The following is a 14,213-nucleotide window of genomic DNA, read 5'->3' on the forward strand; positions in this document are numbered from 1 at the left end:
CGTCCGTCGGCTGACGCCGTAGGCGTGCATCGGCCCGGGTCGGGAGCAAGTGCCGGCCCGGGCCGATGCCGCGAACATCGAGAGTCTGGTGTGTGAGAGATGTTGCGAGTCATAGTCCGCCGCCTGCTCCAACTGGTGGTGACGCTGATAGCGCTGTCCGCGCTGATCTTCGTCTGGTTGCGGAACCTGCCCGGCGGGCCGGTCGAGGCGCTGCTCGGTGAGCGGGCCACCCCGGAACGACGGGCGCTGCTGATCAAGGCGCTCGGTTACGACCAGCCGATCCTCGTGCAGTACGGCAAGTTCATGCAGCGGGTCCTCACCGGGGACCTGGGCAACTCGATCCGGACCGGTGACCCCGTCACCGACGTCATCGCCCGCGCCTTCCCGGCCACCATCGAACTGGCCATCGCCGCCATGATCATCGCGGTGGGGCTGGGGGTGCCGCTGGGCTATCTCGCCGCCCGCTACCGGGGCCGACTCCTCGACAACCTGACCATCGCCGGCACCCTGCTCGGCATCTCGATCCCCATCTTCTTCCTGGGCTACCTGCTCAAGGACGTGCTCACCCAGGACATCCACTGGTTCCCGCCGTCCGGGCGGATCAGCACCGGGATGGACAACACCTCGGTGACCGGGTTCTACGTCCTGGACGGCCTGCTCACCCGGGAGTTCGACGCCAGCGCCGACGCGCTCTGGCACCTGATCCTGCCGGCGGTCACGCTGGCCACGATCCCGCTGGCGGTGATCGTCCGGATCACCCGGGCCAGCGTGCTCGACGTGCTCAACGAGGACTACGTACGGACCGCCGAGGCGAAGGGCCTGCGGCACCGCACCATCCGGGGCCGGCACATCCTGCGTAACGCCCTGCTGCCGGTGGTCACCACCATCGGTCTGCAGACGGGTGCGCTGCTCTCCGGCGCGGTGCTCACCGAGAAGGTCTACAACTGGGGCGGGCTCGGCACCCTGATCACCGACTCGATCAGCGGTGGCCGGGACTACCCGGTGCTCCAGGCGATCATCCTGCTCGCCGCGCTGGTCTTCGTGCTGGTCAACCTGCTGGTCGACCTCTCCTACGCCTTCATCGACCCGAGGGTGCGTGTGCGATGACCGACCCGACCACCCGCCCCGGCGTGGGCAAGCCCCGTACCGGCGACACCCCCACCGACCAGCCCGCCGGGAACCCGACCGAGGACCGCCCCGCCGGGCCGGCCGACGAGACCCCGGAGCAGCGGCGGGAGCGCAGCATCGGTCGGCTCGGCGACCGCAAGCGGGCCCGGCTCGACGAGTTGGCGCGGGCCACCGCCGACCCGGGCGGGGTCAGCCTCTACCGGGACGCGCTGCGCCGGCTGCGCCGTAACCCGGTGGCCATCGTCGGCGCCGTCATCGTCGGCTTGTTCGTGCTGGTGGCGCTCTTCGCCCCGCTGATCGCCCCGCACGACCCGGTGCAACGCTTCGACGAGCTGACCCGGGACCTGACCGTGGACAGCATCCCCGGCGCCACCGCCGGGCACCCGTTCGGCTCGGACCCGCTCGGCCGGGACTTCCTTTCCCGGATGATCCACGGCAGTCGGCAGACCCTCTTCGTGGGCGTGCTGGCCACCCTGATCGGCCTCACCCTGGGCGTGCTGCTCGGCGCGATCGCCGGTGCCTTCGGCGGCTGGGTCGACGTGGTGCTGATGCGCCTCACCGACGTGATGCTGGCGCTGCCCAGCCTGCTGCTGGCGATCACCCTGGTCGCGATGGCCAGCCGGTCGAGCCAGTGGACGGTGATCTTCGCGGTGGCGATCGTCAGCGTGCCGATCTTCGCCCGGCTGCTGCGCGGCTCGATGCTGGCCCAGCGGGAGAGCGACCACGTCCTCGCCGCGCGGGCGTTGGGCGTCAAGGAACGCAACATCGTCCTGCGGCACATGCTGCCCAACTCGCTGACCGCGGTGATCGTGCAGGCCACGCTGACCTTCGCGGTGTCGATCCTCGACGCGGCGGCGCTGTCCTTCCTCGGCCTCGGCGACCCGGACATCAACCGGGCGGAGTGGGGGCTGATGCTCGGCGTCGACGGCCAGCGCTACTTCGAGGTCCGCCCCGAGCTGGCCTACCATCCGGCGCTCGCGATCATCGTGGTCGCGCTCGGCTTCACCCTGCTCGGTGAGGCGATGCGCGAGGCGATCGACCCGAAGAACCGGCGGTGACGGCGGTGCGGCGGTGCGGTGTGGCAGGCGGCCCCGGGCCGGACGGGAGCCGGGTGGACCGGCGACCGCAGCCGGAGGCGAACGACCAGCACAGTGAGGATGTGACCCGATGAGCCTGCTCGACGTACGCGATCTGAGCGTGGTGTTCCAACGCCGGGGCGAGCGGCCGTTCACGGCGGTCGACCAGGTCAGCTTCACGGTGGAGCCGGGGCAGACGGTCGGCCTGGTCGGCGAGTCCGGCTGCGGCAAGAGCGTGACCAGCCTGGCGGTCATGGGGCTGCTGCCGAAGCGCGGCAACCGGGTCACCGGTGAGGTGCTGTTCGAGGGCACCGACCTGCTCAAGCTCCGCCCGGACGACCTGCGGGACCGCCGCGGCCGGGACATCGGCATGATCTTCCAGGACCCGCTGTCCTCGCTGAACCCGGTCGTCCCGATCGGGGTGCAGGTCGCCGAGGTGCTGGAGCGGCACCGGGGGATGGACCGCCGCAAGGCGCTGCGGGAGGCCCGGGAACTGCTCGACGCGGTGGGCATCCCCGACCCGGACCGTCGGCTGACGGAGTTCCCGCACCAGATCTCCGGCGGTATGCGCCAGCGTGCCCTGATCGCCATCGCGCTGGCCTGCAAGCCCCGGCTGCTCATCGCCGACGAGCCGACCACCGCGCTGGACGTCACCATCCAGGCGCAGATCCTCACCCTGCTCAAGCAGCTGGTCGACGAGACCGGCACCGCGCTCATCATGATCACTCACGATCTCGGGGTGGTGGCCGGCCTCTGCGACACGGTCAACGTGCTCTACGGCGGCAAGGTGGTGGAGCGGGCCGCCCGGCACGAGCTGTTCGCCAGGCCCCGGCACCCGTACACGCACGGGTTGCTCAACTCGGTGCCCCGGCTCGACTCGGTGCGGGGCGAACGGCTGCACGCGATCCGTGGCTCGGTGGCCGACAACATCCCGTGGGTCGAGGGCTGCGCCTTCGCGCCCCGCTGCGACAACGTGGTGGACGCCTGCCTGGACGGCCCGCCACCGTTGGAGCCCACCGCCACCGGCGGCGACCTGCGGTGCAACAACCCCGTTTCGGAGGAGGTGGCGGTGCCGTGACCGAACGGACCGGAAACACGGATGGTGCCGCGACGGACGACGCCGCGACCGGGCAGGCCGGGGCGGGGGGTGCGGCGGAACAGGGGCGGCCGCTGATCGAGCTGCGCGACGTCAAGGTGCACTTCCCGATCAAGAGCGGGCTGCTCTTCGACCGTACCGTCGGCTACGTCTACGCGGTCGACGGTGTCTCCCTGTCGATCAACGCGGGTGAGACGTACGGGCTGGTGGGCGAGTCGGGGTGCGGCAAGTCGACGCTCGGCCGGGGCCTGCTGCGGCTGGTCGAACCGACCGACGGCGAGATCGTCTTCGACGGCACCGACGTACGCGCGCTCAAGGGCGAGTCGATGCGCAGGGCCCGCCGCCGGATGCAGATGATCTTCCAGGACCCGCTCTCCAGCCTGGACCCCCGGCAGTCGGTGGAGTCGCTGCTGGTGGAAGGGCTCAAGGCGCACGGCCTCGCCGACGACAAGGAGGCGACGAACCGGCGGCTGCGGGACACCCTGAAGGCGGTCGGCCTGCCCGCCTCGGCGCTGAGCAGGTATCCGCACGAGTTCTCCGGCGGGCAGCGCCAGCGCATCGGCATCGCCCGTGCCCTGGTGCTCGACCCGGACCTGATCGTCGCCGACGAACCCGTCTCCGCCCTCGACGTGTCGATCCAGGCCCAGGTGCTCAACCTGCTGGAGGACCTCCAGAACGAGCGCGGGCTGACGTACCTGATCATCGCGCACGACCTGGCGGTGGTCCGGCACATCGCCGACACCGTCGGGGTGATGTACCTGGGCGGGCTGGTGGAGGAGGCGTCCAGCGACGACCTCTACCGGGAGCCGATGCACCCGTACACGAAGGCGTTGATGTCGGCGGTGCCGGTGCCGGACCCGCTGGTCGAGGACCGGCGGGAGCGGATCCTGCTCGCCGGTGACCTGCCGTCGCCCACCAACCCGCCGGCCGGCTGCCGGTTCCACACCCGGTGTCCGTGGGCGCAGCCGACCCGCTGCGCCGACGAGCGGCCGGCGCTGCGCGAGGTCGTCGGCGGCCACCGGGTCGCCTGCCACTTCGCCGAGGATATCGCCGCCGGGCGGCTGCGCCCGCACGAGGTGGAACCCGAACTGGTCCGACCGGACGAGGGCGGGACGCCGGGCGACCCCGGTGAGCTGATCCCCACCCCGTGAGCAGGTGACAGGGCCCCCTTCCCGGCGTCGGGAAGGGGGCCCTGCCGTGGGTGCGTCAGCCCTCGGGGCGGTGCAGCAGGGCGAGCGCGACGGTGTGCACGGCGTCGAGGTCGGCCGGGTCGGCGAGCTTGGCCGTCCCGCCGGTCACCGCGTACCACTCGTCGGCGTCCTTGTACTGCACGGTGAGCGTGACCTGCCCGTCGGCGTACCGCGTCTTGAGGGTCAGCTCGCCGGTCACCACGCCCACCTCGTCGGTCATCACCCCGCCGGGGCCGGCGACCAGGTCGGCGGTCAGCTCGCGGGGCCCGCCGGTGCCGCCCGCGTCGGCGGTCATCCCCGCGCCCGGCACCCCGGCCGGGGCGGCGGGCTGTCCGTCGGCGGTCATCCCGGCGGTGGCCGCCCCCGTGCCCTCCTGCGATCGGTCGGCCGGGGTCCCGGCCGGGTCGGCCCCGGCGTCGGCCGGTGTCAGCGCTTGCTCGCCCATGTGCAGCCCCCCAACATGTCGGTGATGGCGGCCTTCTCGGCGCTGGTCACCGTCAACTTCCAGTGGTGCTTGACCTCTACCCAGTGTTCCGCGTACGTGCACCAGTAGGCGCGATTCGGCGGTTTCCACTGCGACGGGTCCTGGTCACCCTTGGACCGGTTGGAGCTGGCGGAGACCGCGAAGAGCTGCGGTCGGGTCAGGTCGTTGGCGAAGTCGCCGCGCTTGGCGTCGTCCCACTCGTCGGCCCCGGAACGCCACGCGTTGGCCAGCGGCACCATGTGGTCGATGTCCACGTCGGAGGGGTCGGTGAAGGTCCGCCCGTCGTAGACGCTCTCCCACCGCCCGCCGACCACGTTGCAGCCGGAGAGCCGGATGTCCTTGCCGTCGCGCTGGAGCACACTGTCCCGTACGTCGCAGTTCTTGCCGGTGTCCCGCCAGTGTGGGAAGCGGTTCCGGCTGTAACCCTTCATCGAGCCGGCCTCGGCGACGGTCAGCTCCGCGAGCTGCTCACCGACGTTGCCGGAGTTGCCGGGTGGCGCCTCCGGTTCCGCCACCGAGACGTCACAACCACCCGCGCCGAGGGCGAGCAGCGCGGCAAGGGCCGCCGCCACCGCCGCGCGGCCTCCTGATCTGGTACGCACAGACGACACCTTTCCAGCTTGCGGGCTTCCGGCGATCCCGCACAGTACCCAAGGCACGGTTTCCGCGTTTCGTGGCGTCTCCGGTCGAGGGCGTGCAGATTGGTACCCATGACGGCACCCGCTCACGCGCTCCGTATCCGTACCACGGCCGGACGGGGGACGCTGCTCGCCGCGATCCTCGCCTCGGGCATGGTGTTCCTGGACAGCACCGTGGTCAACGTGGCGTTGCCCCGGCTGGGCGCCGACCTCGACGCGACCGTCGCCGGTCTGCAATGGACGGTCAACGGGTACGCGCTGATGCTGGCCGCGTTCGTCCTGCTCGGTGGGTCGCTGGGAGACCGGTTCGGCAGGCGGCGGATCTTCCTGATCGGGGTGGTCTGGTTCGCGGTCGCCTCCGTCCTGTGCGGCCTCGCCCAGGACACCAACCAGCTGATCGCCGCCCGGTTCCTCCAGGGCGCGGGCGGGGCGCTGCTCACCCCCGGGTCGCTGTCGGTGCTCCAGGCGAGCTTCCACCCGGACGACCGGGGCCGCGCCATCGGCACCTGGTCCGGCCTGTCCGGGGTGTCCACCGCGCTCGGACCGTTCGTCGGCGGGTGGCTGATCGACGCGCTCTCCTGGCGGTGGATCTTCTTCATCAACCTGCCGCTCGCGGCCGGGGTGCTGCTGGCGGGGGTGCGCTGGGTGCCGGAGAGCCGGGACGAGAACGCCTCCCGCACCGCCGGCCGACGGTTCGACATCGCCGGTGCGCTGCTCGGCGCGCTGGCCCTGGGTGGGCTCACCTACGCCCTGATCGACGCCCCGGTACGTGGGGCCGGCTCCTGGCCGGTGCTGCTCGCCGCCGGCGTCGGGGTCCTCGCCGCGGTCTGCTTCGTGCTGCTGGAACGGCACCGGGGCGAGGGGGCGATGCTGCCCACCACGATCTTCGGCAGCCGGCTCTTCTCGGTGCTGAACGTGTTCACCGTGCTGGTCTACGCCGCGCTGAGCGGGTTCACCTTCTTCCTCTCCGTCTACCTACAGAACGTTGTCGGCTGGTCGGCGCTGCGCACCGGGCTGGCCACCGTGCCGATGACGGTGCTGTTGCTGCTCGGCTCGGCGCGGGCCGGGGCGCTGTCGGCGCGGATCGGCCCCCGGCCGCTGCTGACCGTCGGCCCGGTCGTCGCCGCCGCCGGTCTGCTGCTGTTGCGTCGGGTCGGGCCGGGTGCGTCGTACTGGTGGGACGTGCTGCCCGGGGTGCTGCTGTTCGGCGTCGGGCTGACCCTGGTGGTGGCGCCGCTGACCGCGTCGGTGCTGGCCGCCGTGGCGGACCGGTTCGCCGGGGTGGCCAGCGGCTTCAACAACGCCGCGTCGCGCACCGGCGGCCTGCTCGCGGTGGCCGCGCTGCCGCTACTGGTCGGCCTGTCCGGCACCGGCTACGAGCAGACCGCCGCCCTGACCGACGCGTTCCGGGGCGCGATGACCTGGTGCGCCGGGCTGCTGCTCGGCGGCGCGCTGCTGGCCGGCCTGCTGGTGCACCGCCCGGCGTCCCCCGACGGCGCGCCGGACCGGGCCGCGCGCCCGGCCACGGGCGGGTGACGGCCCTGACGAGTTGTCACCTGGGGGTGAGTAGGGTTTCAGTCAACACCACCAAGCCGGTCGGTGACTCACACTGCACCCGTATGGTGAGTTCGTCAGTCTTCTCGACATCGACCGAAAGCTGAACCGGGGCACCCTGCCTGGTCGTCTTGCCGCCGCGATCCAGCCGATTGACCGTGTCATCCTCCTGTTTGGTGGAGGTGATCACTGACACGTAGGCCTTCGCCTGCGAATCGTCCGGAAAGTAGGGGCGAACGACAGTCGTGAGATCCACATAACGGCCCAGCAGTGGGTAGGTGACCTCCCGGTACTTGTCTGCTGAGGTGTTCCGTGGGCAGGTAATGGTGATCGGGCGCTGATAACCTGGCTGACCGCGCAGGGCGCGTGGCAGATCCACCAAATTGTCCTTCCCGCCCTGCACTTCCAGGGTGTCGAGGTGGACGCCGTTCGGAGTGCTCTGCCCGCCGGTAGGCTCCCCCGTATTCTCTTGATCGACATTTCCCCGATCGCCGGCTGTTTGGGCGGGTGCAGTAGCCGTTGTCCGGCTAGCTGACGCCGCAGGATCGGAATTGGGTTCACGTTTCTTGAGATCGAGGTAGTCGCGTCCCAGCGACGCGGCGGCTATGAGGATGCCCAGCAAGGTCAGGGCAATCGTCAAGCGACGACCGCGTCTCGACCCTTCGTCGGGCTGGTGGCCACGGCTCTCTGCTGGGCGGAGGTTCTCAACGTCAGCCACGTCTCTCCCCGATTGTATCCACTAATGCTCGGACGGCATCTATCATCCGGATGATCGGACTCCACCCCTAACTGGCTGCTGTCGTTTATGCGACAGTGGATCTCGTTGTTTCTTGTATGGAGGGGACTACAGAATTCCCTGCTACAGATTGCAGGAGGTTTTTAGTGGTTCTGCCAAACGATGGGAACGCGCCAAGCAGTCCGGCTGCTCCGCCGACGGCGGGCGACCAGTCGGGTGCCGCTTCCCATCCGCAACCCGTGAATTCCGATAGCCGTTCCCCCCGTGGTCGGGGCGTGGCTCTCACTGCGTTGGGGGTTTCGGTCCTGGCGCTGTTGCTGGCGTTCGGGTCCGCCTTGTTCGCCTGGCGCGCGATCGACCAGGCCAAGGATGCAAAGTCGTTCGCACTGGGTAACCGCCCGGCGAGTACCGCGCCGTCACCGGACCCTTCCGGTGCGGCCCCGGCCACCTCGGCGCCGGCATCGAACCTCCCGTCGGAACTGCCGTCGGGGATCGACGACGTTCCGCGTTCGCCGGGCGAGGCGCCGGTGCTGACCGAGCAGACCGTCTACGAACCCAAGTACCAGAAGCAGCCGATGGTCCTACAGGCCGCGTGTGGACGCACGATGTACGCCGACCTGGACGAGCCGAGGGCCAAGAACGACGACGACCAGGCCGAGATCAGTCTGTCGACCAGTTGCAGTTCCAACCAGCCCATGCTCCGTCTGATGGACGGAGTGGAGGGCAGCGAGGACGCCCGTCCCGGCATGACACCGAAGGAGTGCGCCGACAAGATCCGTAGCGCGCTGGTCGGACGGGACGCGCCCATCCCGGTGCGCAAAGGTACGGCCCTGTGCATCACGACCAGTTACCAGGATGCGCGAGAGCGCAGGGATCAATGGCGGATGATCCTGATGCAGGTGGTCGGCGTTTCCAACGACGGCGCGGCCACGGTGGAGTTGTCGGCTTGGAACATCCCGGACTAGTTCCGTAGGGCCGCTCCCCTGCGCGGCTCAGATGTGAGGCCCGTGGGGCCGGTGCTGGCGTCACTGGTCTTGACCTGTGGATCACGAATGGCGACGGGGCCCTGACGGAACACGCCAGGGCCCCGTGCTCGTCCGGGATCAGTGCCGGGTGCGGTTGGCGGCGCTGGTGACGGCCTTGATGGAGGCGGTGACGATGTTGGGGTCGGTGCCGACGCCCCACACGGTCTGGCCGTTGATGTCGCACTCCACGTAGGCGGCGGCCTGGGCGTCGCCACCCGAGGAGAGGGCGTGCTCGTGGTAGTCCAGCACGCGTACGGCCACACCCACCGACTGGAGCGCGTTGACGTACGCGTCGATGGGGCCGTTGCCGACGGCGGTGAGGGTGCGCGCCGCGCCGTCGACGACCACCTGGGCCTCGATCTCGACCTTGCCGTCGACGGTGCCGATCGTGTAGCCGGTCAGGTTGACGGACGGGTCGACCTGGTGGTCGAGCAGGTAGTTGCGGGCGAAGATCTGCCACATGGTGCCCGGGTCGACCTCGCCACCGTCGTGGTCGGTGACCTGCTGCACGACGCCCGAGAACTCGATCTGGAGCCGGCGCGGCAGGTCCAGCTGGTGCTCGGTCTTCATGATGTACGCGACGCCGCCCTTGCCGGACTGCGAGTTGACCCGGATGACCGCCTCGTAGGTGCGGCCCAGGTCCTTGGGGTCGATCGGCAGGTAGGGCACCGCCCAGGTGAACTCGTCGATCGGCACCCCGGCCGCCTCGGCGTCGCGGTGCAGGGCGTCGAAGCCCTTCTTGATGGCGTCCTGGTGGGAGCCGGAGAAGGCGGTGTAGACCAGGTCGCCGGCGTACGGGTGCCGCTCGTGCACGGGGAGCTGGTTGCAGTACTCGACGGCCCGCTTGACCTCGTCGATGTTCGAGAAGTCGATCATCGGGTCGATGCCCTGGGAGAACAGGTTCAGCCCCAGCGTCACCAGGTCGACGTTGCCGGTGCGCTCGCCGTTGCCGAACAGGCAGCCCTCGATCCGGTCCGCGCCGGCCAGCAGGCCCAGCTCGGCGGCGGCGACCCCGGTGCCCCGGTCGTTGTGCGGGTGCAGGCTGAGCACCAGGCTGTCCCGGCGGGGCAGGTGCCGGTGCATCCACTCGATCGAGTCGGCGTACACGTTGGGGGTGGCCATCTCGACGGTGGCCGGCAGGTTGATGATCAGCTTGCGGTCCGGGGTGGGGTCGATCACCTCGATGACCTTGCCGCACACCTCCACCGCGTACTCCAGCTCCGTGCCGGTGTACGACTCGGGCGAGTACTCGTAGTAGATGTCGGTGTCCGGGGTGTGGATCTCGGCATATTTGCGGCACAGCCGTGCGCCCTGGGTGGCGATGTCGGTGATGCCGTCGCGGTCCAGGCCGAAGACCACCCGACGCTGGAGCGTCGAGGTGGAGTTGTAGAAGTGCACGATGGCCCGGTGCGCGCCGCGCAGCGACTCGAAGGTCCGCTCGATCAGGTGCTCCCGGCACTGGGTGAGCACCTGGATGGTGACGTCGTCGGGGATCAGGTCCTGCTCGATGAGCTGCCTGACGAAGTCGAAGTCGGTCTGGCTGGCTGACGGGAAGCCGACCTCGATCTCCTTGTAGCCCATCTGCACCAGCAGCTGGAACATCCGCCGCTTGCGTTCCGGCGACATCGGGTCGATCAGGGCCTGGTTGCCGTCGCGCAGGTCGACCGCGCACCAGCGGGGGGCGGCCTCGACGTGCCGGGTCGGCCAGGTGCGGTCCGGCAGGTCGATCCGGAACTGCTGGTGGTACGGCTGGTAGCGCTGGTACGGCATCCGGCTGGGACGTTGCCGGGCGATCTGATCGGCGTCGGCGTCGGTGGTGACAGGTTGAGCCATGACGGAGTGCTCCCGTGGGTCAGGTGGCGTCAGCATTGCGAAGGTGTCGGCGGGTCGGGCGGCGATGCCCGGACGGTTGCCGAGATGGAGTTCGGATCTGCTGGACGGCGCGGTTCGACTCCGCGACGGGGTGCCGGCCGGTCAGGCCCCGTCGCGGCGACCAAGGAGAAGGTACGCCCGCCACATGACAGAGTGACCCTACGTGATGAGCCGGGGGGTGCAAAGGTGGGTCCGGACTCTGAGATCCGAATCGCACCCGCCACGGGCCGCCGGCCGAGGTCCCGCCACCACCGTCGAGGGGCGGTGGCGTCAGCCGAGCAGCAGGGCGTGGACCGGGTGCCGACGGCGCAGCGCGGTCTCCCGGCGCAACAGGTCCACGGGCAGCGTGGACGGGTCACCGAGCGGGCCGACGGCGGTCACCACCAGGGGGCGTACCCCGGTGGGCAGGTCCAGGTCGGCGGCGAGCGCGGCCCGGTCGAAGTCGCGGATCTGGCGTACGTGCAGACCGAGGGCGGTGGCCTGGACGCTCAGGTGGGCGATCGACTGGCCCAGGTCGTACGCGCACCGCTCCGGATCGCCCGCGACGTGCGCGCCCACCAGCAGCGCGGCGGCGTGCCGCGCCCAGCGCTGGTCGGCCCCGGTGAGGCTGACCAGGATGCGTTTCCAGGTCTCGTCGTCGCGGCGGCCGAGGGCGAACCGCCACGGCTGGGCGTTGCCGGCCGACGGGGCCCAGCGGGCCGCCTCCAGCAGGGAGGCCGCCTCGTCGCCGGTCAGTTCGGCGGTCGGGTGGAACGCCCGGGGGCTCCAGCGGAAGGCGAGCAGCGGCGTGAGGTGAACCATGCGAAGAGAATCCCGTATGGGGTTTTTGGTGGATTAGCCCGCTATGGCAAATGTGGTCAAGGCCACCCGTAACGCCCGAACGGGTCAGGACGTTTCCGGGCTCGGTTCGGCCGATGCCCCCGACTCCCGCCCGAGCGGCTCACCGGGCACCACCGGCCCGGCCAGCGGCACCGTGTCGGGCGCCGGGCCGGGCGGACCGACCAGGGTCAACGTGCCCAGCGCCGCCCGGACGAAGGTGGGCGTCCCGTCCGGCTGGTAGCAGTAGATGCCCACGTCCAGCGGCGGATTCAGCGAGGCGGACGTGCTCTCCACCGCGTAGCAGGTCCCCGGCACCCCGGGCGGCGTGGTCGCGGTGGAGACCGACAACGCGGTACGCCTGTCGGTGAGCACCTCCAGCCAGTCGGTGAACGGGTGCTGCACCCGGGGGTCCAGCCGGTGCGGCACCGCGTCGTCCCGGTCACCCAGCCGTACGCAGCTCGCCGGCTCGGGGCGGCCGGCCGAGGGCAGGCCGCACTGGAACAACCCGTCCCGGGTGGCGGTGAGCGCGACGTCGGCCGCCCCGTCGAGGGCGCCCCCCGGCACGTCCACCCGCCAACTACCGTCGTTCGCGCTGGTCACGGTGATCTCGCGGGCCGGCCCGCCGGTGCCGGTGAGGGTGTAGCGGGCGGTCAGGTGCCGGTCCCGGGCGGCGGCGGCCAGCGCGGCCAGCTCGTCGCGGGCGCTGTCGACCGTGACGGGTGCCGGAGCGGACGGCGGGGCGGTCGGCGGGACGTCCGGCCCGTCGGAGCCGCAACCGGCCAGCAGTACCAGCACCGACACCACCGGCAGCACCGCCCGCCCTGGCCCCGATCGGTCGGGCGGCCCCGATCGGTCGGGCGGCCCCGATCGGTCGGGCGGCCCCGATCGGTCGGGCGGCCCCGATCGGTCGGGCGGCCCCGATCGGTCGGGCGGCCCCGATCGGTCGGGCGGCCCCGATCGGTCCGGCGGCCGCGGCCCGGTCGGACCGGCCAGGTGGGTCGGCGGCATCCGACGCGCGGGACGGGCCGGTCGGGCCGGCCGCGCCGGGGGAAGGAGGAGCGGGCGGGGGTGGGCATGCACCGGGTCATTCTGCGCCCGGCGACCGCCCCGGACGACCCCGCGCGGACCGTTGACGGGCCGGGCGTGTCGGGTCCCGTCCCCCGCCCGGACCGCGCCGTGCGGCGGTGGCCTGCGCCGGATGGTGGGATCACCCGACCCGCACTCGCGTACCGCCCGATACCCTGGGGTGGTCTGACACGCGCCGCCGGACTTCAGCCGGCGGCGTCGGCACGCTCAGGGTCATCGCTGGGAGGGAGTGCGCCGTCGTGGCACTCGTGGTGCAGAAGTACGGCGGATCCTCCGTCGCCAACGCCGAGCGGATCAAGCGGGTGGCCGAGCGCATCGTCGCCGCCCGCAAGGCCGGCGACGACGTGGTGGTGGTGGTCTCCGCGATGGGCGACACCACCGACGAGCTGCTCGACCTGGCCAACCAGGTCAGCCCCCTACCGCCGGGCCGTGAGCTGGACATGCTGCTCACCGCCGGGGAGCGGATCTCGATGGCGCTGCTGGCCATGGCCATCCACAACCTGGGGTACGAGGCACGCTCGTTCACCGGCTCGCAGGCCGGTGTGATCACCACCTCGGCGCACGGCCGGGCGCGGATCATCGACGTCACCCCCGGGCGGCTCAAGGGCGCGCTCGACGAGGGCTCGGTGGTGATCGTGGCCGGCTTCCAGGGCGTCTCGCAGGACACCAAGGACGTCACCACGCTGGGCCGGGGCGGCTCGGACACCACCGCCGTGGCGCTCGCCGCCGCGTTGCACGCCGACGTCTGCGAGATCTACACCGACGTGGACGGCGTCTTCACCGCCGATCCCCGGATCGTGCCCAACGCCCGGCACATCAGGCACATCACCTACGAGGAGATGCTGGAGCTGGCCGCCTGCGGCGCCAAGGTGCTGCACCTGCGCAGCGTGGAGTACGCGCGTCGGGCAGGCTTGCCGATCCACGTCCGTTCGTCATACTCGACCAACACCGGCACCATGGTCACCGGATCGATGGAGGACCTTCCCGTGGAACAGGCACTGATCACCGGGGTTGCCCACGACCGCAGCGAGGCGAAGATCACGATCGTGGGGGTGCCCGACGAGCCGGGTGCCGCCGCCAGCATCTTCGACACCGTGGCCGGTGCCGAGATCAACATCGACATGATCGTGCAGAACGTCTCCACCGAGGGCACCGGGCGTACCGACATCTCGTTCACCCTGCCCAAGGCCGACGGGCCGACCGCGATGGCCGCGCTCAGCAAGATCCAGGAGCCGGTCAAGTTCAAGGGCCTGCTCTACGACGACCACGTCGGCAAGGTGTCCCTGATCGGCGCCGGCATGCGCTCGCACCCCGGTGTCGCGGCCGGTTTCTTCGCCGCCCTCGGCGCGGCCGGCGTCAACATCGAGATGATCTCCACCTCCGAGATCCGGGTCTCCGTGGTCTGCCGCGACACCGACCTCGACCGGGCGGTACGCGCCATTCACGACCAGTTCGAGCTGGGCGGCGACTCCGAAGCCGTGGTGTACGCGGGAACCGGGCGGTAGCCCC

13 protein-coding genes are annotated in these 14,213 nt (G+C 70.9%); 7 read left to right on the forward strand and 6 right to left on the reverse strand.

Annotation, left to right across the window (positions count from 1 at the left end):
- Nucleotides 1-99 precede the first annotated feature (99 nt).
- The 4 genes from JQN84_RS05575 (at nt 100) to JQN84_RS05590 (ending at nt 4,451) form a co-directional block, all read left to right on the forward strand.
- The gene (locus tag JQN84_RS05575; protein WP_088643793.1) at nt 100-1,107 is read left to right on the forward strand and encodes an ABC transporter permease; all 1,008 of its coding nucleotides are present in this window, start codon (nt 100-102) and stop codon (nt 1,105-1,107) included.
- Nucleotides 1,104-2,186 carry an ABC transporter permease gene (locus tag JQN84_RS05580; protein WP_239484944.1) on the forward strand — a complete coding sequence of 361 codons (1,083 nt, stop codon included), beginning with the start codon at nt 1,104-1,106 and terminating at the stop codon, nt 2,184-2,186. The genes JQN84_RS05575 and JQN84_RS05580 overlap by 4 nt, the downstream gene beginning before the upstream one ends.
- A 109-nt stretch (nt 2,187-2,295) precedes the next feature.
- Complete coding sequence (locus JQN84_RS05585; protein WP_204957384.1) at nt 2,296-3,282, forward strand: ABC transporter ATP-binding protein; 987 nt, start codon at nt 2,296-2,298, stop codon at nt 3,280-3,282.
- A gap of 92 nt (nt 3,283-3,374) precedes the next feature.
- Nucleotides 3,375-4,451, forward strand: coding sequence for an ABC transporter ATP-binding protein (locus JQN84_RS05590; protein ID WP_204958139.1), 1,077 nt, complete (start codon nt 3,375-3,377; stop codon nt 4,449-4,451).
- Between the two features lie 55 nt (nt 4,452-4,506).
- On the opposite strand, the gene JQN84_RS05595 is transcribed toward JQN84_RS05590, so the two are convergent.
- Nucleotides 4,507-4,935 carry a hypothetical protein gene (locus JQN84_RS05595; RefSeq protein ID WP_204957385.1) on the reverse strand — a complete coding sequence of 143 codons (429 nt, stop codon included), beginning with the start codon at nt 4,933-4,935 and terminating at the stop codon, nt 4,507-4,509.
- The gene (locus JQN84_RS05600) at nt 4,917-5,576 is read right to left on the reverse strand and encodes an HNH endonuclease family protein (RefSeq protein WP_204957386.1); all 660 of its coding nucleotides are present in this window, start codon (nt 5,574-5,576) and stop codon (nt 4,917-4,919) included. The genes JQN84_RS05595 and JQN84_RS05600 overlap by 19 nt, the downstream gene beginning before the upstream one ends.
- 108 nt (nt 5,577-5,684) lie before the next feature.
- On the opposite strand from JQN84_RS05600, the gene JQN84_RS05605 reads away from it, so the two are divergent.
- Nucleotides 5,685-7,148 carry an MFS transporter gene (locus tag JQN84_RS05605; RefSeq protein ID WP_204957387.1) on the forward strand — a complete coding sequence of 488 codons (1,464 nt, stop codon included), beginning with the start codon at nt 5,685-5,687 and terminating at the stop codon, nt 7,146-7,148.
- 16 nt (nt 7,149-7,164) lie between these two features.
- On the opposite strand, the gene JQN84_RS05610 is transcribed toward JQN84_RS05605, so the two are convergent.
- Complete coding sequence (locus JQN84_RS05610; RefSeq protein ID WP_204957388.1) at nt 7,165-7,806, reverse strand: hypothetical protein; 642 nt, start codon at nt 7,804-7,806, stop codon at nt 7,165-7,167.
- A 371-nt stretch (nt 7,807-8,177) separates the two neighbouring features.
- On the opposite strand from JQN84_RS05610, the gene JQN84_RS05615 reads away from it, so the two are divergent.
- Nucleotides 8,178-8,867: a hypothetical protein gene (locus tag JQN84_RS05615; protein WP_204957389.1), complete on the forward strand. Its 690-nt coding sequence runs from the start codon at nt 8,178-8,180 to the stop codon at nt 8,865-8,867.
- A 138-nt stretch (nt 8,868-9,005) separates the two neighbouring features.
- Here the strand turns inward: JQN84_RS05615 and leuA are convergent, their stop codons facing one another.
- The 3 genes from leuA to JQN84_RS05630 all read right to left on the reverse strand — a co-directional run bounded on the left by leuA (nt 9,006) and on the right by JQN84_RS05630 (nt 12,413).
- On the reverse strand, nt 9,006-10,760 hold the full coding sequence (gene leuA / locus JQN84_RS05620) for a 2-isopropylmalate synthase (protein WP_204957390.1): 1,755 nt from the start codon (nt 10,758-10,760) through the stop codon (nt 9,006-9,008).
- Nucleotides 10,761-11,069: 309 nt separating this feature from the next.
- Nucleotides 11,070-11,600 carry a nitroreductase family protein gene (locus tag JQN84_RS05625; protein ID WP_204957391.1) on the reverse strand — a complete coding sequence of 177 codons (531 nt, stop codon included), beginning with the start codon at nt 11,598-11,600 and terminating at the stop codon, nt 11,070-11,072.
- 84 nt (nt 11,601-11,684) lie between these two features.
- Complete coding sequence (locus JQN84_RS05630; RefSeq protein ID WP_307821035.1) at nt 11,685-12,413, reverse strand: hypothetical protein; 729 nt, start codon at nt 12,411-12,413, stop codon at nt 11,685-11,687.
- Between the two features lie 530 nt (nt 12,414-12,943).
- Here JQN84_RS05630 and JQN84_RS05635 point away from each other — a divergent pair.
- Entirely contained in the window at nt 12,944-14,209 is a 1,266-nt protein-coding gene (locus tag JQN84_RS05635; RefSeq protein WP_204957392.1) for an aspartate kinase, read from the forward strand.
- The last annotated feature ends 4 nt before the right edge of the window (nt 14,210-14,213 follow it).

The organism is Micromonospora humidisoli, from assembly GCF_016900955.1.
Classification (GTDB): domain Bacteria; phylum Actinomycetota; class Actinomycetes; order Mycobacteriales; family Micromonosporaceae; genus Micromonospora; species Micromonospora wenchangensis.

Bases quoted from the DNA above. Each gene is read 5' to 3' on its own strand.
- JQN84_RS05575 (WP_088643793.1), top strand. From the start codon at position 100: ATGTTGCGAGTCATAGTCCGCCGCCTGCTCCAACTGGTGGTGACGCTG.
- JQN84_RS05580 (WP_239484944.1), top strand. From the start codon at position 1,104: ATGACCGACCCGACCACCCGCCCCGGCGTGGGCAAGCCCCGTACCGGC.
- JQN84_RS05585 (WP_204957384.1), top strand. From the start codon at position 2,296: ATGAGCCTGCTCGACGTACGCGATCTGAGCGTGGTGTTCCAACGCCGG.
- JQN84_RS05595 (WP_204957385.1), bottom strand. From the start codon at position 4,935: ATGGGCGAGCAAGCGCTGACACCGGCCGACGCCGGGGCCGACCCGGCC.
- JQN84_RS05605 (WP_204957387.1), top strand. From the start codon at position 5,685: ATGACGGCACCCGCTCACGCGCTCCGTATCCGTACCACGGCCGGACGG.
- leuA (WP_204957390.1), bottom strand. From the start codon at position 10,760: ATGGCTCAACCTGTCACCACCGACGCCGACGCCGATCAGATCGCCCGG.
- JQN84_RS05625 (WP_204957391.1), bottom strand. From the start codon at position 11,600: ATGGTTCACCTCACGCCGCTGCTCGCCTTCCGCTGGAGCCCCCGGGCG.